Raw genomic sequence first — 22,717 nt, 5'->3', positions numbered from 1 at the left:
TGTATGCCCCGGGTACAGCCCAGGCATGGATCGGGCAAAAGCGCGTGAACCTTTCGCCGTGGTCCCGGCGCGCCGGAGGATGCTGGAGGCGTGGCGAGGGCGGCGGCGCGAGGAGGCGGGGTTGCTGCGCAGGCGGCGTAAGCGGCGGCCGGCGGAACTCAAGGACGTGACGCGGTGGGGGCGGCTGTGCGCGTCCGGTGCGGTGGCCGAGTTGCTGGCGGAGCTGAGGGCGGCGGCGGAGGCCGGGGAGGGTGCCGCGTACGACCAGGGGGCCGCGCTGAAGGCGCTGGGCGAGGCGCCACCGGGGCTGTGGGTGTCGCTGGACCGTGCCGCGCGGACCGTGGAGGGACAGCGGCCGCCGGCGGCGGAGGAGGCCGATCCGCTGCGCCTGCTGCTGGCCGCGATGGACCGGGACGGCCGCACGCGGCAGGCCGCCGTGGAGGGCCTGGCGCACACGGGTGGCCCGCTGGTGGCCACCGCCTTGGCACTGCGGACCGCGGACTGGGTGGACCCGGTGCGGGAGCGGGCCGTCGGGGCGCTGGCGCTGCGGTCCGCGCCGGACGAGGCGGCCGCGGCGGTGCGGATACTGCTGCGGCTGCGGGGCAGGCGCCGGGCCGCGGGGGCGCTGGAGGCGTACCGGGAGGTGCTCGCGGCCCCGGAGGCCCGGCGGGCGGTGCGGGCGCTGGCCGCCGACGAGGAGCCGCTGACCCGGCGGTTCGGCGTGGAACTGGCCCTCGAGCTCGGGGAGTTCGTACGCGGCGATCTGGTCCGTACCGCGCTGCGCGACCCGGACCAGGTGTGCCGGCGGCTGTGCGCGCAGCGGCTGCTGGAGCTGGACCCGGACCAGGCGGGGCGGCTGCTGTGGGCCCGGTCCGCGGCGGTGCGGGAGCTGGCGGTGGCGGCGCTGCCGGAGGACGTTCCCGCGGCGCGGCTGACGGCGCCGCTGGCGGACCCGGCGCGGATCGTGCGGGCGCAGGCCCGCTGGCGGCTGTACAGCAGGGGTGAGCCGCCGGCGCTGACGTACCGCAGGCAGCTGGTGCGCTGCGGGCCGCAGAGCCCGTCGTGGATGGTCGCCGGGCTGGCCCTCGGGCTGGGGGAGTGCGGGGACGGTACGGACGTGCCGCTGCTGCTGCGGCTGGTCCGGGAGGCGCGCACGCCGTGGCCGCCGGCGGTACGGCGGGCCGCGGTGCGGGCCGTGGGCCGCCTGGCGCCGCGTGAGGACCTGGTCGGCCTGCTGGGGCCGTTGGCGACGGACGTGGACCCGGGCGTGGCCAGGGAGGCCATCGAGGCGCTTGCCAAGGTGGCCGGGGAGGTGCCGCCGGAGACCGTGTGGTTCGGCCGGACGCGGCCGGAGCCCGCCGTGCGGAAGGCGGCGGAACGGCTCCGTTCCGCGCAGCGTCAGGCGCAGTCGGGGCACAGGCCCCGGTAGGTCACCTCGACGTCGGAGACGGTGAACCCGAAGCGCTCGCTGTCGGGCAGGTCGGTCAGCGGGTCGCCGGCGGGGTGGACGTCCCGGATGGTGCCGCAGCGGGAGCACACCAGGTGCTGGTGGGCGTGGTGCGCGTTGGGGTCGTAGCGCTTGGCGCGGCCGTCGGTGGCGACCTCCATGACCTCGCCGAGCGAGACCAGTTCGCCCAGGGTGTTGTAGACCGTGGCCCGGGAGATCTCCGGCAGCCGGGTCGCGGCCCGCGCGTGCACCTCGTCGGCGGTCAGGTGGACGTGCTCGCCGTCGAGGACCTCGGCCACGACGCGCCGCTGCGCGGTCATCCGCCAGCCACGTCCGCGCAGTCGTTCCAGCAGGTCACTCATTGCGTTTCACCTATCCGTGGGATGGATCCAGCTTAACAGCGGCGGTCCGTGTTCCGAACCCGTACGACTTTGGCCCCCTTCTTGACTTGGACCTTGTCTATCGTAGGATCGGTTCCGGCGACAGCCACGGCACAGACGAACGCAGGGAGAAGGACGTGACGGTTCACAAGACCGGCCCGCTGACGACCGAGGCAGGGGCCCCGGTCGCGGACAACCAGAACAGCGAGACCGCGGGGGTCGGCGGACCGGTCCTGATCCAGGACCAGCTGCTGCTGGAGAAGCTCGCCCACTTCAACCGCGAGCGCATCCCGGAGCGCGTGGTGCACGCCCGCGGCGCCGGAGCGTACGGCACCTTCACGGTGACCGCCGACGTCACGCGGTACACCCGGGCGAACTTCCTGTCGGAGGTCGGCAAGCAGACCGAGACCTTCCTGCGGTTCTCCACCGTCGCCGGCAACCTGGGCGCGGCGGACGCCGTGCGCGACCCGCGCGGGTGGGCGCTGAAGTTCTACACCGAGGAGGGCAATTACGACCTCGTCGGCAACAACACCCCGGTGTTCTTCATCAAGGACGCCATCAAGTTCCCCGACTTCATCCACACCCAGAAGCGCGACCCGTACACCGGCTCCCAGGAGGCGGACAACGTCTGGGACTTCTGGGGGCTGTCGCCCGAGTCGACCCACCAGGTGACCTGGCTGTTCGGTGACCGCGGCATCCCGGCGAGCTACCGCCACATGAACGGCTACGGCTCGCACACCTACCAGTGGACCAATGAGGCCGGCGAGGTCTTCTGGGTCAAGTACCACTTCAAGACCGACCAGGGCATCAAGAACCTGACCACCGACGAGGCGGTCCAGGTCTCCGGGCTCGACCCCGACTCGCACCAGCGCGACCTGCGCGAGTCCATCGAGCGCGGCGAGTTCCCGACCTGGACCGTGCAGGTGCAGATCATGCCCGCGGATCAGGCGGCGGCCTACCGCTTCAACCCGTTCGACCTCACCAAGGTGTGGCCGCACGCGGACTACCCGCCGATCGAGATCGGCAAGCTGGAGCTCAACCGCAACCCGCAGAACATCTTCGCCGAGGTCGAGCAGTCGATCTTCTCCCCGGCGCACTTCGTGCCCGGCATCGGCCCGTCCCCCGACAAGATGCTGCAGGGCCGGCTGTTCGCGTACGGCGACGCGCACCGCTACCGCGTCGGCATCAACGCCGACCACCTGCCGGTGAACCGCCCGCACGCCACCGAGGCGCGCACCAACAGCCGCGACGGCCACGCCTACGACGGCCGGCACGGCGGCGCGAAGAACTACGAGCCGAACAGCTTCGGCGGCCCGGCCCAGACGGGCAGCCCGCTGTGGTCGTCCACCGCCGTGACCGGCTGGACCGGCAACCACGAGGCGCCCTCGCACGCCGAGGACAACGACTTCGTCCAGGCGGGCGACCTCTACCGGCTGATGTCGGAGGGTGAGAAGGAGCGTCTGATCGCCAACCTCGCCGGCTTCATCGCCAAGGTGTCGCGCGACGACATCGCCGAGCGGGCGATCGACAACTTCCGCCGGGCGGACGAGGACTACGGCAAGCGACTGGAGGCCGCGGTCCAGGCCCTGCGCGGCTGACGGGCGCTTGCCGTAACAGAACCGGAGGGGTTCAGGTGCGTCCAGGCACCTGAACCCCTCCGATCCATACCGGTCATCCCGTGCCCTCAGCCCGCCAGGGCGGCCGCCGAATGCGCCGGGTGCCAGCAGCGCACGATGTCGCGGACGGAGACCATACCGACCGCGTTGCGGTCCTCCATCACCACCAGGTGACGGAAACCGCCGCGCACCATGGCGGCGGCAGCCTCCTCCAGGGTCCACTGCGGTGCGGCGAAGACGACGTCGGTGGTGGTGTGGGCGGCGGCGAATTCGCCGTCGGGGCTCAGCCCCGCGCCGATCGCGTTGAGGATGTCGCGCTCGGTGAGGATGCCGAGCCCGCAGGTGTCGGGATCGAGGACGACCGCCGCACCCACCTTGCGGGCGGACATCAGTCGGGCGGCCTGGCGGAGGGTGTGAGCCGGGCCGATCGTGAGAACGACCGTGCTCATGGCTTCGCGTACGAGCATGGGATACCCCTTGGCTGCGTCGTGGGCCGTCTTGAGAACTGTTTCACAAATTCACAAGCTCACGCATTCTCATGTTCACATGCGGGACGTCGCGCAGCAAGGGGCGTGCGGAGGGTGATCGGTGGTGTACGGGGGCGGCCCGTGCCGGGTGCGGTTCAGGTGCGGTTCAGGAAACCGAGCATCTGCTCGTGCAGCAGTCCGTTCGAGGCCGCCGCATTGCCCCCGTAGGGGCCGTCCGTGCCGTCCAGGCTGGTGAAGCGGCCCCCCGCCTCCCGGATGATGACCTCGTTGGCGGCCATGTCCCACAGGCTCAGCTCGGGCTCGGCGCAGAAGTCCACCGAGCCCTCGGCGACCATCATGTACGGCCAGAAGTCGCCGTAGGCGCGCGTGCGCCAGCAGGAACGGGTCAGGTCCAGGAAGCCGTCCAGCCGTCCCTGCTCCTCCCAGCCGCTGAGCGAGGAGTACGCGAACGAGGCGTCCTCCAGCCGGCTCACCCGGGACACCCGCAGGCGCGTGGCGGAGGACAGGCTGCGCCCGGTGTACGCCCCGCCGCCCTTCACCGCCCACCAGCGGCGGCCCAGTGCCGGCGCGGAGACCACGCCGACCACGCCTTCGTCGCCGTGCTCCCCGCGCACCATGAGGGCGATGAGCGTGGCCCACACCGGCACGCCCCGGACGTAGTTCTTGGTGCCGTCGATCGGGTCGACGATCCAGCGGCGCGGGCCCGTGCCCTCGAAGCCGTACTCCTCGCCGAGGACCGCGTCGCGCGGCCGGGCGCGGCCGAGCTGACTGCGGATCAGCTCCTCGGCGCGTTTGTCCGCCTCGCTGACCGGCGTCATGTCGGGCTTGGTCTCGACCTTCAGGTCCAGGGCCTTGAAGCGCTCCATGGTCGCCGCGTCGGCGGCGTCGGCGAGGATGTGCGCGAGGCGCAGGTCGTCGTTGAAGTCCGGCATGGAGCGAACAGTATCGATCGCACCCTGTCGGGGTCACGCAGGGTGCGCGCGGAGGGTTGACACGAACCGACAGCACGTCAATTCTTTGCGCACGGCCGCTTTACCACGGCTTGGAGGCAATCATGCCGACAGCGCGCGAATCCTTGCTCGACGCGGCTTTGGCCGCGCTGTCCGCCCGGTCGTGGGCGACGATCCGGATGGTGGACATCGCGGCGACCGCCGGAGTGTCGCGGCAGACCCTCTACAACGAGTTCGGCAGCAAGGAGGGCCTGGCCCGGGCGCTGGCGCGGCGCGAGGCCGACGTGCTCGTCGCCGGTGTCGAACGCGTCCTGTCCGCCGCCGCCGACCAGGGCGGCGACCCCGGGGACTGCTTCGCCGCGGCCACCGGCCGGCTCCTGCAGGAGGCCCGCCGCAATCCCCTGGTGCGCGCCGTTCTGACCGGCTGCCGCGGGAGCCGCGTCCCGGCCGCCGCCATCACCCGTGTCCCCGTGCCCCGTTCGCCCGGGGCGCGGCCGCGAAGGAGCGACCTTCCGCTCACCCCCACCGAGGTGCTCGCCGCGCTGCGCACCCGTGCCGCCGCGACCTTGGAACGCGGCTTTCCCAAACTGGACCCGGCCGAGCTCGCCTGGGCGAGCGAGGCGGCGGTGCGTGTCGGCGTGTCGTACGTCATGGCGCCGCTGGCCACCGACGAGGATGCGTGCCTTCGGGTGGCCCGCCTGGTGCGCGGCATGCTCGGGCGCGGCTGGGTGGGCGCCGCCTGACCCCGGGAGGGCCGCAGGCCCGACGTGCGGTCAGTGCGCGGAGCCGGACAGCTGGAGACCGATGGCGCCCAGGACGACGAGCGCGACCGAGACCAGCTTGAGCGTCGAGACGACGTCGCCGAGGAACGCCATGCCGTAGATCGCGGTCCCCGCCGCCCCGATACCCGTCCAGACCGCGTACGCGGCGCCGACGTCGAGCTTCTTCAGCGACATGGTCAGCAGCCCGAAGCTGCCGAGCGCGAAGACGCAGAAGGCGATGGTCGGCCACAGACGGGTGAACCCGTGGGAGAGCTTGAGGCAGACCGCGAAGCCGGTTTCGAGGAGTCCAGCGACCACCACGAGGAGCCAGGCCATCGAGCGCCCTCCCGTTCCGTCCTGTCGATGAGCGATCATCACACAGCATGCCCGGAAATCGGGTGTCAGTCCCCTTCCTTGCGCTCCCGCGTCGCAAGGAGCCGGCGGAGCGAGAAGAGCCGGGCGGGTTCGGCGTGCCCGTCGGCCACCCAGGCGTCCAGCGCGCAGTCCGGTTCGTCGTGGCTGCAGGCCCGAGGACAGCCCTCCGTGCCCGGTACGAGGTCCGGGAAGGCGTTGATGACCCGTGAGGGGTCGATGTGCGCCAGGCCGAAGGACCGTACGCCCGGGGTGTCGATGACCCACCCCTGCTCGCCTTTGAGCGGCAGCGCCAGCGCCGAGGTGGTGGTGTGCCGGCCGCGTCCGGTGACCGCGTTGACGTGACCGGTCGCGCGCTGACGCTCCACCAGGGCGTTGACGAGCGTGGTCTTCCCGACCCCGCTGTGGCCGACGAAGGCGGTGACGCGGCCCTCCAGGTGCTCGCGGACGGCCGCGGTCGCTTCCTCGTCGAAGTTCTCGTGGCTGGTGACCACATAGGGGACGCCGAGCGGCGCGTACGTCTCCAGCAGCGTTTCCGCCGGGGCCAGATCGGACTTGGTCAGCACCAACAGCGGTTCCAGCCCGGCGTCGTAGGCCGCCACCAGGCAGCGGTCGATCAGCCGCGGCCGCGGTTCGGGGTCGGCGAGGGCCGTGACGATGGCGAGCCGGTCGGCGTTGGCGACGACCACCCGCTCGAAGGGGTCGGTGTCGTCGGCGGTGCGGCGCAGCACGGAGGAGCGCTCCTCGACCCGCACGATCCGCGCCAGGGTGTCCTTGTCGCCCGTCAGGTCGCCGACGATGCCCACCCGGTCGCCCACCACGATGCCCTTGCGGCCGAGTTCGCGGGCCTTCATGGCGGTGATGGTGCGGTCGTCGACGAGGCAGGTGATCCGGCCGCGGTCGACGGTGAGGACGAAGCCCTCCTCGGCGTCCTCGTGCTTCGGGCGGATGGTGGAGCGGGGCCGGTTGCCCTTGGGGTTCGGGCGGGACCGGACGTCGTCCTCGTCGGTGTGCTTGCCGTAGCGCCGCATGACCTCAGACCCGTACCGGGGACGCGGGGGCGGCCGGTGTGGTGCCCAGCATGGCCGTCCACATGTCGGGGAAGTCGGGGAGCGTCTTGCCGGTGGTGGCGACGTTCTCCACCTGCACGCCGTCCACGGCCAGGCCGAGGACCGCGCCGGCGGTGGCCAGGCGGTGGTCGTCGTAGGTGTGGAAGACCCCGCCGCGCAGCGGGCGCGGGCGGATCCGCAGGCCGTCCTCGGTCTCGGTGACGTCGCCGCCGAGCCCGTTGATCTCCTTGGTCAGCGCGGCCAGCCGGTCGGTCTCGTGCAGCCGCAGGTGGCCGACCCCGCGCAGCACCGACTCGGAGTCCGCCAGGGCGGCGACCGCGGCGATGCCCGGGGTGAGCTCGCCGACCTCCGACAGGTCGGCGTCGATGCCGTGCACCCGGCCGGAGCCGGTCATGACCAGGCCGGCGTCGGTCAGCTCGCAGGAACCGCCCATCCGGGTGAACAGCTCGCGCAGCGCGTCGCCCGGCTGGGTGGTGCGGGCCGGCCAGTCGGGGATGACGACCCGGCCTCCGGTGACCAGGGCGGCAGCGAGGAACGGCTGGGCGTTGGACAGGTCCGGCTCGATGGTGAGGTCCACGCCGAGCAGCGCGCTCGGGTCGACCCGCCACACGTTGGGCTCGCCGCCGTTCTCCGGGGTGTCGACCTTGGCGCCCGCGTGCCGCAGCATCTCCACCGTCATCCGGATGTGCGGCAGGGACGGCAGGGTCGGGCCGGTGTGGCGGACCTCCACGCCCTGGTTGTAGCGCGGGCCGGACAGCAGCAGCGCGCTGACGAACTGCGAGGAGGCGGACGCGTCGATCGACACCGCGCCGCCGTCCAGCGCCCCGCCGCCCTGCACGGTCAGCGGGAGCGCGCCGCGCCCCTCGTCGTCGATGCGGGCGCCGAGGGCGCGCAGGGCGTCGATCACGCCGTGCAGCGGCCGCTCGTACGAACGGGGGTCGCCGTCGAAGCGCACCGGCCCGTCGGCGAGCGCGGCGACCGGCGGCAGGAAGCGCATCACGGTGCCCGCGTTGCCGACGTCCACGGTCGCGGGACCGTGCAGCCCGGCGGGGATGACCCGCCACGCCTCGCCGCCGTAGGGGTTGACCACCTCGTCGATCTGGACGCCCATGGACCGCAGCGCCTCGGCCATCAGCACGGTGTCCCGGCTGCGCAGCGGCCGGCGCAGCCAGCCGGGCTCGGAGGCCAGCGCCGCCAGCACCAGGGCGCGGTTGGTGACCGACTTGGATCCGGGCACGGTGACCGTGGCGTCGACGGGGGCGGACGCGTGCGGTGCGGGCCACAGGGCGGTGTGCGCGGGGGTACCGGTCATGGAAACCAAGCGTAGTGGTTGAACGTGAGGCTGAATCGCGCACAAAGCGGACGAAACCTGACGGAAACAGGGGTCCGCCCGCAAGGGCTACACGCGGACTACAGCCCGAGCAGCCAGCGGCCGCCCCCGAACAGCGAGAACAGCGCGACGGCGTAGAAGAGCAGCATCCACAGCGCGGCCGGTGTGTGGGTGAGGCGTGCCAGCTGGTCCGCGTCCGAGCTCGGCGCCGCTCCGCCGCGGCGCTTCTGCTGGAGCTCCAGCACCGGGCGCACGCCCCCCAGGAGCAGGAACCACACCACCAGGTACGCGAAGACCGCCTGCACCTGCGGCTCGGTCAGCCAGGACACCAGGAGGAAGATCCCGCCGGTGACGAAGACCGTCAGCACGCCGTAGGCGTTGCGGATCATGAACAGCATCAGCAGGAGCAGCGCGGTCGCGCCCCAGAGCAGCAGTGTGATGTGCCCGGCCGCCAGGAGCAGCGCGCCGCCCGCCCCGAGCAGCGAGGGCGCCGTGTAACCGGCCGCGGCGGTCAGGATCATGCCGAGGCCGTGCGGCTTGCCGCGGGAGACGGTCAGCCCCGAGGTGTCCGAGTGCAGCCGGATGCCCTGCAGGCGGCGTCCGGACAGCAGTGCCATCAGGCCGTGGCCGCCTTCGTGCGCGATGGTGACGGCGTTGCGCGACAGCCGCCATATGCCGTGCGGGAGGACCGCGGCCAGGGCGACGGCGGCCGTCGCACCGACCACCCAGGCGGAGGGCGCGGGCTGGGTGCCGATGAGGGAGTCGAAGAGCTGCACGGTTCCGCACCCTATGACGGCGGGCTGTGCGCGCGCCGTGGCAATCTGGCACTCATGTGCGGTCGATACGCAGCGAGCCGGCGGCCGGAGGATCTCGTCGACCTCTTCGACGTGCGGAAATGGGATCCCACCGAGGCGCTGGACCCCAACTGGAATGTCGCTCCCACCGACAGCACCTACGCGGTGCTGGAGCGCCCCGACAAGGAGACCGGCGAGATCGTCCGGCAACTGCGCGCGCTGCGCTGGGGCCTGGTGCCGAGCTGGGCCAAGTCCCCCGACGTCGGGGTGAAGATGATCAACGCGCGGGCCGAGACGGTGCACGAGAAGCCGTCCTACCAGCGGCCGTTCGCCTCCCGCCGCTGCCTGCTGCCCGCCGACGGCTACTTCGAGTGGGTCACCGGCAGGGACGAGCGGCAACTGGAGGAGCAGGGCAGGAAGAAGCGGTCCCGCAAGCAGCCGTACTTCGTCACCCCCGCAGACGGATCGGTCTTCGCGATGGCCGGGCTCTACGAGTTCTGGCGCGACCGCACCCTGCCCGACGAGCACCCGCGCGCCTGGTGGGTCACCTGCGCCGTGATCACCACCGAGGCCGACACCGAGCCCTTCGCCGACGCCGACGAGCGCCCCGGGGGCCCGCGCGCCCTGGCCGACATCCACCCCCGCATGCCGCTGTGGCTCACCCCCGACCGCTGGGACGCCTGGCTCGACCCCACCCGCACCGATCCCGGCGCGCTGCGCGCACTGCTCGTCCCGCCGGGTCACGGGCTGCTGCGCGCGTACCCGGTGCGCTCCGAGGTCAGCAACGTCCGCAACAACGGGCCCGAGCTGGTGGAACCGATCGAGGCGCCGGAGGAGGCGACGTTGTTCTGAGCTGTTCCGACCGTCCGCGGTGGCAGACTGCGACGGTGAACGTGATCTCCGACACCGTCGAGACCGTGCCCACCCCGGTGGGGGACGCCCGTATCACCTGGCACCGGGCGCGCCGGGCGCGCGCCGTCGTCGCGCTGGGTCACGGCGCGGGGGGCGGCATCGAGGCCCGCGACCTGCGCGCGCTGGCGGCCGCCCTGCCGCCGCACGGCTGGACCGTCGCGCTGGTCGAGCAGCCCTGGCGGGTGGCAGGCAAGAAGCTGGCGCCCGCCCCGAAGACCCTCGACGCGGCCTGGACCGCGCTGTGGCCCGCGCTGGCCGCGCCGGGGCTGCCGGTCGTCGCCGGGGGCCGCAGCGCGGGGGCACGGGTGGCCTGCCGCACCGCCGACGCGCTCGGCGCGGCCGCGGTGCTCGCGCTGTCCTTCCCGCTGCACCCGCCCGGCAAGCCGGAGCGGTCCCGCGCCGACGAGCTGACCGGCGCGGGCGTCCCGGCGCTGGTCGTCCAGGGCGGCCGGGACCCCTTCGGGCGGCCCGAGGAGTTCCCGCCCGGCCACCAGCCGGTCGAGGTGCCGTACGCCGACCACGGATTCGCCGTGCCCAAGTCCGCGGACCTGGGCCAGGAGGAGGCCGTGACGATTCTCACGAACGCCGTGCTGGGCTGGCTGGGGGACCTCCCGCGACTTCGGGAATGAGCCGCGACCGGGCCGTGTTGTGCCAGGCGTCCACACGAAAGTTCGTACGTACAGTGAGGAAGCCGCATGGCGACAGCCGCATGCCGCGCCCGTGCCGAGGCGCCTTACCTGGCCTGGCCCGAGTGGCCGGCGATGGGTGGTGCGGCGGGCACGACCAGCGCACCGATCCCGCCCGGGATATCCTCCGATGGCGTGGGGTCCGTGTACGGCCCCGTGACCGTCGTGGAGGAGGTGGGTCCGGTCAGCGGCACTGACGACAGTACGTCCGAGGTACAGGAGCAGGTCCAGGTATCCCAGGAGTCGGACCTCGAGCGCAGTGCGCGCTTCGAGCGGGACGCGCTGGAGTACCTCGACCAGATGTACTCGGCGGCGCTGCGCATGACCCGCAACCCGGCCGACGCGGAGGACCTGGTGCAGGAGACGTACGCCAAGGCGTACGCGTCCTTCCACCAGTTCCGTGAGGGGACCAACCTCAAGGCGTGGCTCTACCGCATCCTCACCAACAGCTTCATCAACTCCTACCGCAAGAAGCAGCGCGAGCCCCAGCGCAGCGGCACGGAGGAGATCGAGGACTGGCAGCTGGCGCGTGCGGAGTCGCACATGTCCACCGGCCTGCGCTCCGCGGAGTCCCAGGCGCTGGACCACCTGCCGGACTCCGATGTGAAGCAGGCGCTGCAGGCGATCCCGGAGGAGTTCCGGATCGCGGTGTATCTCGCGGACGTCGAAGGCTTTGCCTACAAGGAGATCGCCGACATCATGGGTACGCCCATCGGTACGGTGATGTCGCGTCTGCACCGGGGGCGGCGGCAGCTGCGCTCGCTGCTGGAGGACTACGCGCGGGAGCGCGGGCTCGTCCCGGCGGGCGCGGGCGACGAGAAGGGCTCGGGCACATGAGCTGCGGCAACGCGCATGAGACGGATTGTTCCGAGGTACTCGACCATCTTTACGAGTATCTGGACAACGAGATGTCCGACGACGCCTGCGCCAAGTTCAAGCAGCACTTCGACGAGTGCCACCCGTGCTTGGAGAAGTACGGCTTGGAGCAGGCCGTCAAGAAGCTGGTCAAGCGGTGCTGCGGCCAGGACGACGTCCCCACGGACCTGCGGTCCAAGGTCCTCACCCGGATCGAGCTGATCCGCGAGGGCGAGGTCGCACCCGTCCCCGGCCCGCTCGAGGGCGGGGACGCGACCACCACCGCCTCCTAGCCAGCCACCGCGGACACCGTCCGCCCGGTCCGGCGGTGCCCCACGGCACCGCCGGACCGTGCCGTCCCACGGGTCACGCGGGAGGTCACGCGGGATCACCCGAAGGCGGGAATCCCGGCTGCTCCCGCTCCGGGCGGCGACCGCGCCCCTAGCCTCGTCACGTGCGTGAGATGCGGGTGGTGCGGGAACTTCCGCCGGCGGCGCGGGTGTACCTGCCGGTCGTCGTGCTCTCGTCCTGCGGCGCGCTCGTCACCGCGCCGTACGACGGCGTCCCCTGGGTGACCGCGGCCCTTCTGGCGTCCCTGTATCTCGCCGGGGAACTGGCCGGGGCCCCGTTGCCACCAGTGCTGTTCGCCGCCGCGATGTTGCTGCCGCCGGGCGCGGCCGCCCTCGTGGCGGTCCCGGGCGCGCTGAGCGCGCCGGTGCGGGGCGAACCCCGCGGAGTACGCAGGGTGTGGCACGCCGCGCAGCTCTCGCTGGCCGCGTACGCCGCGGCCCGGGCACGGGGGCTGCTCGACGGCGGACCGCCCGACCGCCTGCCGGGGCTGCTGCTCCCGGCGGCGGGCGCGGCGCTGGTGTTCTGGCTGGTGTCGGCCGCGCTGACCGGTGGGGTGCTGATCGCCGCCGAAGGCGTGCCCGCGGTCCCCGCGTGGCGGGACGCCCTGCTCGGCTCCCTCGCACCGCACCTGACGTACGCGCTGGTGGGACTGCTGGCGGCGGTGCTCTGGCAGGGCCCGTTCGGCAGCCTCGCCGCGGTCCTGGCGCTGCTGCCGACCCACATCGCGCGCTGGGTCGCCGGTCAGGCGCAGCGCGAACGCGCCACCCATCAGGCCACCGTGCGCGCCCTGGTGCAGGCCGTCGAGATCAAGGACCGCTACACCCGGGGCCACAGCGAGCGGGTCGGCCGCGCCTCGGCCCTGATCGCCCGCGAGATCGGCCTGCCCGCCGAGCGCGTGGAGGCCCTGCGGCTGGCGGGTATCCTGCACGACATCGGCAAGATCGGCGTCCCGACGCGCGTGCTGCGCAAGGACGGTCCGCTCACCCCAGAGGAACGCCGCATCATCGAGCTGCACCCCGGCTACGGCCACGACATCGTGCGGGGCATCGAGTTCCTGGACGACGCGCGGTCGGCGATCCTCCACCACCACGAGCGCATGGACGGCTCCGGCTATCCGCACGGCCTGGCCGGCGACGCCATCCCCTCCTCGGCCCGTGTGGTGGCGGTGGCCGACGCGTTCGACGCCATGACGTCGGCGCGCACCTACCAGCCGGCCCGGGAGGTCGGCGAGGCACTGGGGGAGCTGCGCCGGTGCTCCGGCCGTCACTTCGACCCCGAGATGGTCGAGGCGCTGGTGCGCATCGTGGACCGCGACGGCTGGAACCCCGCGCTCACCACGGACGAGCCGGAGCCCTTCGCCGCGCCCGGTCCCGTCGGCGTCACCCGGGTGGCCGGAAGGGTCGTGGCGCCGCGCCGGCACGCCCGCGGCCACGGCGGCGCGGACCGCGAGACCGGCCGCCGCGGCGGCAAGGGGCGGCGGGCGTGACCGAGCCGTCCGGCCGGGGGCACCGGCGCGCCACACCCGCGACGGCCGCGACGGCCGCCGTGACCGCGCTGCTGCGCCGTCGCCACCACCGCCGGCGGACCCCGTCGGTCGCGCACGTGGTGCACGCCCTCGCCCTCGGCGCCGGAGCCGCCGGGCTGGGCTGGACGGCCGTGCACGGGGTCGCCGACCCGGTGTCCGCCGCCGTGTTCGGGGCGCTCGTCGTGGTCGGCGAGGTGCTCCGGGTCGCCGAGGCGGACGGCAGGGAGGCGGCGCCCGTGGCGTTCGCCGGGGCGCTGGGGTACGCGCTGGTGGGCACCGAGGCGGTGCCCGTGGTGGTCACGGTCGTCGGCTGCGCCGTGCTGGCCGGACGGGTGCGCGGTGGGACGTGGGACGCCGCCGCCCGGCGGGTCCTCACCACCGGCTTCGCGGCGGCCTGCGCGCAGCCGCTGTACGGCGGCAGCGGCGGCCATCCGGTGTACGCCGTGGTGCTGCTCGCCAGCACGATCCTGTGCGACGCCGTCCTGGCCGCGTGGCTGACCGCCGCCCGCACAAGGGAGCCCTTCGCGCCGGTGCTGCGGGACGAGGTGGCCGCGCTGCCCGGCGTGGGGTCGGCGGTGTGCGCGGGCGGGGCGGTGCTGGCGCAGGCGGTGGAGGCGGCGGGGCTGTGGGCGGTGCCGGTGTGCGCGGTGCCGCTGCTGCTGACACAGACGGCCTTCCGGCGGCACGCGGCGATCCGGGCGACCCGGCGGGCGACGGTCGCCTCGCTCGCCCGGGCCACCGACCTGGCCGGCTACACCCCGGCCGGCCACGCCCGCCGGGTCGGCGCGCTCAGTCACGCACTGGGCAGGGAACTCGGCCTGGGCGGACGGGCCCTGGCCGCCGTCGAGCACGCCGCCCTCCTGCACGACATCGGCCAACTCTCCCTCGTGGACCCGGTACCCGGGGGCGCGACCGCGCCCCTGGACCCCGCGGAACGGCGCCGCATCGCCTTGCTGGGAGCGGCCGTCGTACGCCGGACGGGGGCGCCCGAGGAAGTCGCCCGGATCGTGGAGGGCCAGGCCGATCCCTACCGCGAACAGCCGCTCGCCGGGCGGATCGTGCGTACGGCCAACGCCTACGAGGACCTGGCCGGGGGCGGGGGCGCCGTGGGCCGGGGACTGCAGGCGCTGGAACGATTGCGCCTGGACACCGCCCAGGAATACGACCCCCGCGTGGTCGAGGCCCTGACCAGGGTCATTGCCAGGGGAGGGCAGTGAACCGGCCGGTAATGAGCGGGCGTACCAAGGGGCATGGTTGGATGCCCGCAGGGGCGCAGAGCGCCCAAGAGGCACGCATGTCGCCCATGCCGGCAAACCGGCAAGCCCGGCCGTGTGTGACGGGCCCTGCCGATGGCAAGGAGGACTGATGAGCACCGCTGAGCACGGGACGTGGGGGGACGGACGGGGCACCGTGGAGCACCAGCGAAAGCGAACGGCAGGCGGGACACCTTGAGGATCTTCGGCAGGGCACGCCATCGGCCCTCCGCCACCTGGCGGCAGGCGACCGATCGCGCGTTCACCCTGATCAGCGACGGGCGGTACGAGGACGCCGGCGCGCTCCTCATCCGCGCCGCGGATCTGGAGCCCTGGCGCTCGGAGTCCTGGTACAACCTCGCACTGCTGCACAAGTTCCGGCACGACTGGGAGCAGGCCCGCACGACCGGCCTGCGGGCCGTCGCCCTTCTCGACCGGGCCCCCGGAGCCCCCGACTGGTGGAACGTCGGCATCGCCGCCACCGCGCTGCAGGACTGGCCGCTGGCCCGGCGCGCCTGGCAGGCCTACGGACTGCGGCCCGACACCGCCGGGACCGGCCCGATCGACATGGAACTCGGCAGCTCCACCGTGCGGCTCTCCCCGGAGGGCGAGGCCGAGGTGGTGTGGGGCCGCAGGCTCGACCCGGCCCGCATCGAGGTGCTGAGCATCCCGCTGCCGTCCTCCGGGCGGCGCTGGGGCGAGGTCGTCCTGCACGACGGCGTGCCGCACGGCGAGCGCCGTACCGCCGACGGCGCCACGTACCCGGTCTTCGACGAGATCGAGTTGTGGGCGCCCTCGCCCGTGCCGACCTGGCTGGTGCTGCTGGAGGCGGCTACCGAGGCCGACCGTGACGCGCTGGAGCAGCTGGCCGCCGACGCGGGGTACGCCGCCGAGGACTGGTCGTCCTCCGTCCGGCTGCTGTGCCGCACGTGCTCGGAGAGCCGGATGCCCACCGACGACGGCTCCGACTCCTCCCGCGACCCCCACGACCAGGGCGAGCCGGGCCACCCCGGGCACCTCAGCCACCGCAGCCCGGGCGCCCTGTGGGCCCCTGAGCGGGAGTGCGGGATCGCCGCCCCCGTCGGGCTGGTGCGGGGACTGCTGGACAGCTGGGTGGCGGACAGCCCGGACACCCGGGACTGGCGCGATCTCGAAGAGGTCTGCTGAGCCGCTCGGGTGCACGTACCCTTGATGGGCTATCGAGCGTTGATGCAGGCCCCAGGAAGGCGTACGACGGACCATGTCGCAGCAGGACACCGAGCAGACCGCATTCACCGACGACGTCACGGACGCCGAGGAACGTGAGGCGGCCCACCGCGCCCGTGGCACGGCCCGTCCCATCACGGTCGTCGGCAACCCGGTCCTGCACCACCCGTGCACCCCGGTCACGTCCTTCGACGACGACCTGGCCGCCCTCGTCGACGACATGTTCGCCAGCCAGCGCGCCGCCGAGGGCGTCGGCCTGGCCGCGAACCAGATCGGCGTGAACCTGCGCGTCTTCGTCTACGACTGCCCGGACGACGACGGAGTCCGCCACGTGGGCCATGTCGTCAACCCGGTCATCGACGATCTCCCCGCCGAGCGCCGCGTCCTCGACGACGGCAACGAGGGCTGCCTGTCGGTCCCCGGCGCCTACGCCGAGCTGCCGCGCCCCGACTACGCGGTCTGCCGCGGGCAGGACCTGCACGGCAACGACATCGTCGTCGAGGGCACGGGCTTCTTCGCCCGCTGCCTGCAGCACGAGACCGACCACCTCAACGGGTACCTCTACATCGACCGGCTCTCCAAGCGGGACCGCAAGGACGCGCTGAAGCAGATGGCCGAGCTGACGCCGAAGTACGAGACCGTCCCGAACGACTGATCGTTTCGTGTCGCTACCCTGTTCGTCCCCGGCGTGATCACGCCGGGGACGAACAGGGGAGGGGCATTGCGCAACAGAGCGCTGACGGCTGCCGCGGCAGGCGCGGCCGCCCTCGTGGTCCTGACCGCACCGGCCGCACACGCGGAGGGCCGGGGCGACATCCGGATCACCAAGACCGTGGTGGACCACGGCACCAATGTGATCGTCGGGACGAAGAAGGTCGTTGAGTTCCCGGTCACCATGACGATCAGGGACGACTCGGGGATCAAGAAGGTCTCGCGCGTGAGCGCCTTCAACGCGACGAACGGGTTCGGACCCGTCGACTGGACCGGCACCCGCTGCGAGAAGAAGAGCGCCACCACGTCGGTGTGCACGGCCACGATGACGATCCACCCGGAGTGGATCCGGCCGTACGGCGAGGGCGGGATCGAGGGCTGGAACGCCAACCAGGTCGCGGGTGTGTGGCAGGTCAACGCCACGGTGAACGCGAACGACCGCGACTACTGGATCAGCGACAACATCGCCCGGTTCAAGGTCAAGCGCGCCTCGGTGCTCACCACCGACGCGGGCCCGGAGCCGGTCGCCAGGGGCGGCAAGCTCACCGTCAAGGGCAAGCTCACGCGGGCGAGCTGGCAGAGCCTGAAGTACGGGGGCTACGCGGGGCAGCCCGTGAAGCTGCAGTTCAAGAAGGCCGGCTCCACGAAGTGGAGCACCGTCAAGACGGCGACCACGAGCAGCAACGGCTCGCTGAGCACCAAGGTGACCGCGACCTCCGCGGGCAGCTGGCGCTGGTTCTTCCCGGGCACGACCACCACGGCCCAGGTGACCTCGGCCGCCGACGCGGTCGCCCTGAAGTGACCGCGGGCGGGGCCCGGCCGACTCGGGCCGGGCCCCGCTCCCACGGCTGATCAGAAGTCGTCGTCGAAGGAGACCGAGCCCTCGACCGCGACCTGGTACGCGGAGGCGCGGCGCTCGAAGAAGTTGGTCAGCTCCTGGACGTTCTGCAGCTCCATGAAGGAGAACGGGTTCTCCGAGCCGTAGCGGGCCGGCAGGCCGAGGCGGACCAGGCGCTGGTCGGCGACGCACTGCAGGTACTCGCGCATGGAGTCGGTGTTCATGCCGGGCAGGCCGTCGCCGCACAGGTCGCGGGCGAACTGCAGCTCGGCCTCGACGGCCTCCTCCAGCATGGCGGTGACCTGCTTGGCCATCTCCTCGTCGAAGAGGTCGGGCTCCTCCCGGCGGACGGTGTCGACCACGTGGAAGGCGAAGTCCATGTGCATGGACTCGTCGCGGAACACCCAGTTGGTGCCGGTGGCCAGGCCGTGCAGCAGGCCGCGGGACCGGAACCAGTAGACGTACGCGAAGGCGCCGTAGAAGAACAGGCCCTCGATGCACGCCGCGAAGCAGATCAGGTTGAGCAGGAAGCGGCGGCGGTCCGCCCTGCTCTCCAGGCGGTCGATGGACTCCACCGAGTCCATCCAGCGGAAGCAGAACTGCGCCTTCTCGCGGATGGAGGGGATGTTCTCCACCGCGTCGAAGGCGGCGGCGCGCTCCTCGGGGTCGGGGAGGTAGGTGTCGAGCAGCGTCAAGTAGAACTGGACGTGCACGGCCTCCTCGAAGAGCTGCCGCGACAGGTACAGCCGCGCCTCGGGGGAGTTGATGTGCTTGTAGAGCGTCAGCACCAGGTTGTTGGCCACGATCGAGTCGCCGGTGGCGAAGAAGGCGACCAGCCGGCCGATCATGTGCTGCTCGCCGGGCGAGAGCTTGGCGAGGTCGGCGACGTCGGAGTGGAGGTCGACCTCCTCCACGGTCCAGGTGTTCTTGATCGCGTCGCGGTAGCGCTCGTAGAAGTCCGGGTAGCGCATCGGACGCAGGGTCAGCTCGAAGCCCGGGTCGAGCAGGTTCTTGGTGGAGCTCATTACTGGCAGGCCTCGCAGGACTCGGGGTTCTCAAGGGAGCAGGCGATCGCGTCGGCGTCGGGCGTGGCCTGCTGAACGGGGATGACCGCCGGGGCCGCAGCGCGGGCCGACTGGGCGATGCGGGTGGCCGGGCGGGAGCGCAGGTAGTACGTCGTCTTCAGGCCCTGCTTCCAGGCGTACGCGTACATCGAGCTGAGCTTGCCGATGGTGGGCGAGGCCATGAAGAGGTTGAGCGACTGGCTCTGGTCGAGGTACGGCGTGCGGGCCGCGGCCATGTCGATCAGGGCGCGCTGCGGGAGCTCCCAGGCGGTGCGGTACAGGGCGCGGACGTCGGCGGGGATCCAGTGGAAGCCCTCGACGGAGCCGTTGGACTCGCGCAGGGCGTCGCGGGTCTGCGCGTCCCACACGCCGAGCTTCTTCAGCTCGGCCACCAGGTAGGAGTTGACCTGGAGGAACTCACCGCTGAGCGTCTCGCGCTTGAAGAGGTTGGAGACCTGCGGCTCGATGCACTCGTAGACGCCCGCGATGGAGGCGATGGTCGCGGTCGGGGCGATGGCGAGCAGCAGCGAGTTGCGCATGCCGGTGGCGGCGACGCGGGCGCGCAGGGCGTCCCAGCGCTCGGGCCAGTTCGCCTCGGTCGCGTAGTGGTCGGGGTGCAGGACGCCGCGGGCGGCGCGGGTCTCGGACCAGGCCGGGTGCGGGCCGTGGCGCTCGGCGAGGTCGCAGGAGGCCTCGTACGCGGCGAGCATGATGCGCTCGGCGATCCGGGTGGACAGTGCCGTGGCCTCGGCGGAGTCGAAGGCCAGCCGCAGCTTGAAGAAGACGTCCTGCAGGCCCATCACGCCCAGGCCCACCGGGCGCCAGCGCTCGTTGGAGGAGGCGGCCTGGCCGGTGGGGTAGAAGTTGATGTCCACCACACGGTCGAGGAAGGTGACGGCGGTGCGGACGGTGGCGTCCAGCCGCTCCCAGTCGATGACGTCCCCGCCGGTGCCGCCGTCCAGGACGAAGGCGGCGAGGTTGACCGAGCCGAGGTTGCAGACCGCGGTCTCGCCGTCGTTGGTGACCTCCAGGATCTCCGTGCAGAGGTTGGAGGAGTGGATGACGCGGCCGGGCTCGGCGGTCTGGTTGGCGGTGCGGTTGGAGGCGTCCTTGAAGGTCATCCAGCCGTTGCCGGTCTGCGCGAGGGTGCGCATCATGCGGCCGTACAGTTCGCGCGCCGGGAGGGTCTTGCGGGCCAGGCCCGCCGCCTCGGCCTCGCGGTAGGCGGCGTCGAACTCCTCGCCCCACAGGTCGACCAGCCCGGGCACGTCGGCGGGGGAGAACAGCGACCAGGTGCCGTCGGCGTCGACGCGGCGCATGAACTCGTCCGGGATCCAGTGCGCCAGGTTGAGGTTGTGGGTACGCCGCGCCTCCTCACCGGTGTTGTCGCGCAGCTCCAGGAACTCCTCGATGTCCGCGTGCCAGGTCTCCAGGTAGACGCAGGCCGCGCCCTTGCGGCGGCCGCCCTGGTTCACGGCGGCGACGGAGGCGTCCAGGGTGCGCAGGAACGGCACGATGCCGTTGGAGTGGCCGTTGGTGCCGCGGATCAGCGAACCGCGCGAGCGGATGCGGGAGTACGACAGGCCGATGCCGCCGGCGTGCTTCGACAGCCGGGCGACCTGGTGGTAGCGGTCGTAGATGGAGTCCAGCTCGTCCAGCGGGGAGTCCAGCAGGTAGCACGAGGACATCTGCGGGTGCCGGGTGCCGGAGTTGAAGAGCGTGGGGGAGCTGGGCAGGTAGTCCAGCCGGCTCATCAGGCCGTAGAGCGCGGCGACCTCGTCCAGCGCCCGGCCGGAGTGGTCCTCGGCGAGCCCGCAGGCCACGCGGAGCATGAAGTGCTGGGGCGTCTCGATGACCTGGCGGGTGATCGGGTGGCGCAGCAGGTAGCGGCTGTGCAGGGTGCGCAGGCCGAAGTAGCCGAAGCGGTCGTCGGCGCGGCCGGCGAGGGCGTCGTCCACCAGGGCGTCCAGCCGGGCGGCGTGGGTGGCCACGAACTCGGCGGTGCCGTCGGCGATCAGGCCCTCGCGGTGGCCGACGGCGATGGACGCGGAGAAGGACACCGCCCCCTCGCCCGCCGCCTCGTCGGCGATGGCGGTCGTCAGCAGCCGGGCCGCCAGGCGCGAGTACTGGGGGTCCTCCGAGATCAGTCCGGCGGCGGCCTCCGTGGCCAGCGCCCGCAGTTCCGCCTCGTCCGCCGCGGCGCTGCGGCCGCGCAGGGCGGCGGCGGCGACCCGGCCGGGGTCGGTGTCGGGGAGGTCTGCGGTCAGCTCCGTGAGGGAGCTCAGCAAGTCGGTTCCCAGTGAGGCGGGTTCCGATGCGGTGGCGGGTGCGGCGGGCGCGATGGTCACGTGTGCTCTCTCCCTCGAACGGCGACGACGCGAGGGGAAAGACGGGGCGCACGCAGGGCAGGGCATGCCGCGGCGCGTCCGCCGGCCCAACCCGCGAGGCCCGGACACTTCACCGTCCGGACGGAGCGCCGGACGGTGCCGTCGGCAGGTACTCGGACTCGCGGGCATACCTCGAGGCGCCCGCACACCGTTGCGGGGCAGTCCCGGATTCCCACCGGCTTCCCCTGCGTCGACAGCGGAGTCGAGCATACATCTAGTGGCGCCCGCCCGTGGCGCCACCAGATGTTGTGTCGGGGCGGTTACAGATTGCCCGGTTCAGGCATGCCAGTCGTGGCCGTCCCGGGAGTCGTGGACGTGTCCGGTCAGGGCGGCGAGCGCCAACAGGAGGAAGAAGACCAGTGCGGTGACGGTGGCGAGGAGGGTTTCCATGCCTTCGACTGTGCTCCTCGCCCGCCCCCGCCGGGAGTGGCAGGACTGACGCACTCCCTCGAAATCCTGCCAGGGCTCTGCCATGCTGGGCGCATGCTGCAGAACGTGGCCGTGGTGCTGCTCGACGGTGTCCATCCGTTCGAACTGGGCGTGGTCTGCGAGGTGTTCGGACTCGATCGGTCGGACGACGGGCTGCCGTCCTACGACTTCGCGGTGGCCTCCGCGGAGGGCCGCACGCTGACCTCCCCGGCCGGCTTCACCATCGGCACCTCGCACGGGCTGGAGCGCCTGGAGGAGGCCGATCTGGTCGCGGTGCCGGCCGGCGACTCCTATGTGCGCCGGGAGTACCCGCCGGAGCTGCTGCGGGCGTTGAACCGTACGGTGGACCGCGGGGCGCGCGTACTCAGCGTCTGCTCCGGCGTCTTCGTCCTGGCCGCCGCCGGCCTGCTGGACGGCCGCCGCTGCGCGGCCCACTGGCGGCACGCCGAGGAGCTGGCGCGGCGTTACCCGCGCGTGAAGGTGGAGCCCGACGTGCTCTACGTGGACGAGGACCCGGTGATCACCTCGGCGGGTACCGCCGCCGGGATCGACGCCTGTCTGCACCTGGTCCGCAAGGAGCAGGGCAGTGACGTGGCCAACGCGATAGCGCGTCGCATGGTGGTGCCGCCGCACCGCGAGGGCGGCCAGGCGCAGTACATCGAGCGGCCGCTGCCGCGCACCCGGTGCGACACCGTGGGCGAGGTGCTGGGCTGGATGGAGCGCCATCTGGACCGCGAGGTGACCGTCGACGAGCTCGCGGCCCGCGCCCACATGTCGCCGCGCACCTTCGCGCGCCGCTTCCAGCAGGAGACCGGGACGACGCCGTACCGCTGGCTGCTCGGCCAACGGGTGCTGCTGGCCCGGGAGCTGCTGGAGGCCACCGACGCGACGGTGGACGCGGTCGCCCTGCGCGCGGGCTTCGGCAACGCGGCGACGCTGCGTCACCACTTCGCCCGCTGGGTGGGCACCACCCCGCAGGCGTACCGCCGTACCTTCCGCCGGCCCGAGCGGGCGCGGTCCGCATGACGACGGGCCGCCGCCCCGTCCCAGGGCGGCGGCCCGTGACCGTGGGCCGCGCGGGCGGCCGTCAGCGGCCGGCGGCGACCGGCAGGTCCGGCTGATCCCCCGGCAGATCCCGCTGCACGCCGGGGTCGCCGGTGTCGGCGGTGTAGTCCTTCACGGCCGTCTCGTCCAGGCCCTCGGGCGCCTTGACGGCCCGCAGGACCAGGGTGAGGACGACGGTGACCACCACGTTGAGCACGAAGGCGGTCAGGCCGATGTAGCCGATCTGC

22 protein-coding genes, 1 pseudogene and 1 riboswitch are annotated in these 22,717 nt (G+C 72.7%); of the genes and pseudogenes, 13 read left to right on the top strand and 10 right to left on the bottom strand.

Going from position 1 to position 22,717, the window contains the following annotated elements; translation table 11 throughout:
• Window positions 1-25 precede the first annotated feature (25 nt).
• On the top strand, window positions 26-1,429 hold the full coding sequence (locus ACIP98_RS25145) for a HEAT repeat domain-containing protein (protein WP_401978028.1): 1,404 nt from the start codon (window positions 26-28) through the stop codon (window positions 1,427-1,429).
• On the opposite strand, the gene ACIP98_RS25140 is transcribed toward ACIP98_RS25145, so the two are convergent.
• Window positions 1,399-1,809: a Fur family transcriptional regulator gene (locus ACIP98_RS25140; RefSeq protein ID WP_319665038.1), complete on the bottom strand. Its 411-nt coding sequence runs from the start codon at window positions 1,807-1,809 to the stop codon at window positions 1,399-1,401. The two genes, ACIP98_RS25145 and ACIP98_RS25140, sit on opposite strands and share 31 nt — an antisense overlap.
• Before the next feature lie 155 nt (window positions 1,810-1,964).
• On the opposite strand from ACIP98_RS25140, the gene ACIP98_RS25135 reads away from it, so the two are divergent.
• Window positions 1,965-3,425 (top strand): catalase, encoded by a 1,461-nt coding sequence (locus ACIP98_RS25135; RefSeq protein WP_319665036.1) that lies wholly within the window; start codon window positions 1,965-1,967, stop codon window positions 3,423-3,425.
• 86 nt (window positions 3,426-3,511) lie between these two features.
• On the opposite strand, the gene ACIP98_RS25130 is transcribed toward ACIP98_RS25135, so the two are convergent.
• Together ACIP98_RS25130 and hisN are read right to left on the bottom strand one after the other, a co-directional pair.
• Window positions 3,512-3,910 carry a CBS domain-containing protein gene (locus ACIP98_RS25130; protein WP_319665035.1) on the bottom strand — a complete coding sequence of 133 codons (399 nt, stop codon included), beginning with the start codon at window positions 3,908-3,910 and terminating at the stop codon, window positions 3,512-3,514.
• A 155-nt stretch (window positions 3,911-4,065) separates the two neighbouring features.
• Window positions 4,066-4,863, bottom strand: a complete 798-nt coding sequence (gene hisN / locus ACIP98_RS25125) for a histidinol-phosphatase (RefSeq protein WP_319665033.1) — start codon at window positions 4,861-4,863, stop codon at window positions 4,066-4,068.
• 122 nt (window positions 4,864-4,985) lie between these two features.
• Between hisN and ACIP98_RS25120 the strand changes: the two genes are divergently transcribed.
• Complete coding sequence (locus tag ACIP98_RS25120) at window positions 4,986-5,624, top strand: TetR family transcriptional regulator (protein WP_319665032.1); 639 nt, start codon at window positions 4,986-4,988, stop codon at window positions 5,622-5,624.
• A 30-nt stretch (window positions 5,625-5,654) separates the two neighbouring features.
• Here ACIP98_RS25120 and ACIP98_RS25115 read toward each other — a convergent pair whose 3' ends face one another.
• From ACIP98_RS25115 to ACIP98_RS25100, 4 genes are all read right to left on the bottom strand, one after another.
• Window positions 5,655-5,978 (bottom strand): multidrug efflux SMR transporter, encoded by a 324-nt coding sequence (locus ACIP98_RS25115; RefSeq protein WP_319665030.1) that lies wholly within the window; start codon window positions 5,976-5,978, stop codon window positions 5,655-5,657.
• Window positions 5,979-6,043: 65 nt separating this feature from the next.
• Entirely contained in the window at window positions 6,044-7,045 is a 1,002-nt protein-coding gene (gene rsgA, locus ACIP98_RS25110) for a ribosome small subunit-dependent GTPase A (protein WP_401978026.1), read from the bottom strand.
• A 4-nt stretch (window positions 7,046-7,049) separates the two neighbouring features.
• Window positions 7,050-8,396: a 3-phosphoshikimate 1-carboxyvinyltransferase gene (gene aroA / locus ACIP98_RS25105; protein ID WP_319665028.1), complete on the bottom strand. Its 1,347-nt coding sequence runs from the start codon at window positions 8,394-8,396 to the stop codon at window positions 7,050-7,052.
• Window positions 8,397-8,494: 98 nt separating this feature from the next.
• Entirely contained in the window at window positions 8,495-9,190 is a 696-nt protein-coding gene (locus tag ACIP98_RS25100) for a M50 family metallopeptidase (protein ID WP_319665027.1), read from the bottom strand.
• A 54-nt stretch (window positions 9,191-9,244) separates the two neighbouring features.
• Between ACIP98_RS25100 and ACIP98_RS25095 the strand changes: the two genes are divergently transcribed.
• The 9 genes from ACIP98_RS25095 to ACIP98_RS25055 all read left to right on the top strand — a co-directional run bounded on the left by ACIP98_RS25095 (window position 9,245) and on the right by ACIP98_RS25055 (window position 17,509).
• Window positions 9,245-10,060, top strand: a complete 816-nt coding sequence (locus tag ACIP98_RS25095) for an SOS response-associated peptidase (protein ID WP_401978024.1) — start codon at window positions 9,245-9,247, stop codon at window positions 10,058-10,060.
• Between the two features lie 44 nt (window positions 10,061-10,104).
• Window positions 10,105-10,749, top strand: coding sequence for an alpha/beta family hydrolase (locus tag ACIP98_RS25090; protein WP_319665127.1), 645 nt, complete (start codon window positions 10,105-10,107; stop codon window positions 10,747-10,749).
• Between the two features lie 231 nt (window positions 10,750-10,980).
• On the top strand, window positions 10,981-11,643 hold the full coding sequence (locus ACIP98_RS25085) for a sigma-70 family RNA polymerase sigma factor (protein ID WP_319665126.1): 663 nt from the start codon (window positions 10,981-10,983) through the stop codon (window positions 11,641-11,643).
• Window positions 11,640-11,954, top strand: coding sequence for a mycothiol system anti-sigma-R factor (gene rsrA / locus ACIP98_RS25080; protein WP_319665023.1), 315 nt, complete (start codon window positions 11,640-11,642; stop codon window positions 11,952-11,954). Before ACIP98_RS25085 ends, rsrA begins: the two co-directional genes overlap by 4 nt.
• Before the next feature lie 179 nt (window positions 11,955-12,133).
• The gene (locus ACIP98_RS25075) at window positions 12,134-13,498 is read left to right on the top strand and encodes an HD-GYP domain-containing protein (RefSeq protein WP_401978121.1); all 1,365 of its coding nucleotides are present in this window, start codon (window positions 12,134-12,136) and stop codon (window positions 13,496-13,498) included.
• A gap of 71 nt (window positions 13,499-13,569) precedes the next feature.
• Window positions 13,570-14,754: an HD-GYP domain-containing protein gene (locus tag ACIP98_RS25070; protein WP_401978120.1), complete on the top strand. Its 1,185-nt coding sequence runs from the start codon at window positions 13,570-13,572 to the stop codon at window positions 14,752-14,754.
• A gap of 231 nt (window positions 14,755-14,985) precedes the next feature.
• A complete protein-coding gene (locus ACIP98_RS25065) occupies window positions 14,986-15,957 on the top strand; it encodes a tetratricopeptide repeat protein (RefSeq protein WP_319665021.1) in 972 nt (323 codons plus the stop codon).
• A gap of 73 nt (window positions 15,958-16,030) precedes the next feature.
• Window positions 16,031-16,651: a peptide deformylase gene (gene def, locus ACIP98_RS25060; RefSeq protein WP_319665019.1), complete on the top strand. Its 621-nt coding sequence runs from the start codon at window positions 16,031-16,033 to the stop codon at window positions 16,649-16,651.
• 66 nt (window positions 16,652-16,717) lie between these two features.
• Window positions 16,718-17,509: a hypothetical protein gene (locus tag ACIP98_RS25055; RefSeq protein WP_401978022.1), complete on the top strand. Its 792-nt coding sequence runs from the start codon at window positions 16,718-16,720 to the stop codon at window positions 17,507-17,509.
• 50 nt (window positions 17,510-17,559) lie between these two features.
• Here the strand turns inward: ACIP98_RS25055 and ACIP98_RS25050 are convergent, their stop codons facing one another.
• Window positions 17,560-18,570: a ribonucleotide-diphosphate reductase subunit beta gene (locus tag ACIP98_RS25050; RefSeq protein ID WP_319665015.1), complete on the bottom strand. Its 1,011-nt coding sequence runs from the start codon at window positions 18,568-18,570 to the stop codon at window positions 17,560-17,562.
• The gene (locus ACIP98_RS25045; protein WP_319665013.1) at window positions 18,570-20,957 is read right to left on the bottom strand and encodes a ribonucleoside-diphosphate reductase subunit alpha; all 2,388 of its coding nucleotides are present in this window, start codon (window positions 20,955-20,957) and stop codon (window positions 18,570-18,572) included. Before ACIP98_RS25045 ends, ACIP98_RS25050 begins: the two co-directional genes overlap by 1 nt.
• A gap of 125 nt (window positions 20,958-21,082) precedes the next feature.
• Window positions 21,083-21,223: riboswitch (cobalamin riboswitch) on the bottom strand.
• 256 nt (window positions 21,224-21,479) lie between these two features.
• On the opposite strand from ACIP98_RS25045, the gene ACIP98_RS25040 reads away from it, so the two are divergent.
• The gene (locus ACIP98_RS25040; RefSeq protein ID WP_319665012.1) at window positions 21,480-22,451 is read left to right on the top strand and encodes a helix-turn-helix domain-containing protein; all 972 of its coding nucleotides are present in this window, start codon (window positions 21,480-21,482) and stop codon (window positions 22,449-22,451) included.
• A 61-nt stretch (window positions 22,452-22,512) separates the two neighbouring features.
• Here ACIP98_RS25040 and ACIP98_RS25035 read toward each other — a convergent pair.
• Window positions 22,513-22,717: pseudogene (locus tag ACIP98_RS25035) on the bottom strand (hypothetical protein); the annotation flags it as partial.

The sequence above is a fragment of the Streptomyces sp. NPDC088354 genome (assembly GCF_044753585.1).
In the GTDB taxonomy this organism is placed as follows: Bacteria; Actinomycetota; Actinomycetes; order Streptomycetales; family Streptomycetaceae; genus Actinacidiphila.
Note: the sequence above shows the minus strand (reverse complement) of the source record. Positions and strands in the feature narration are given on the sequence as shown.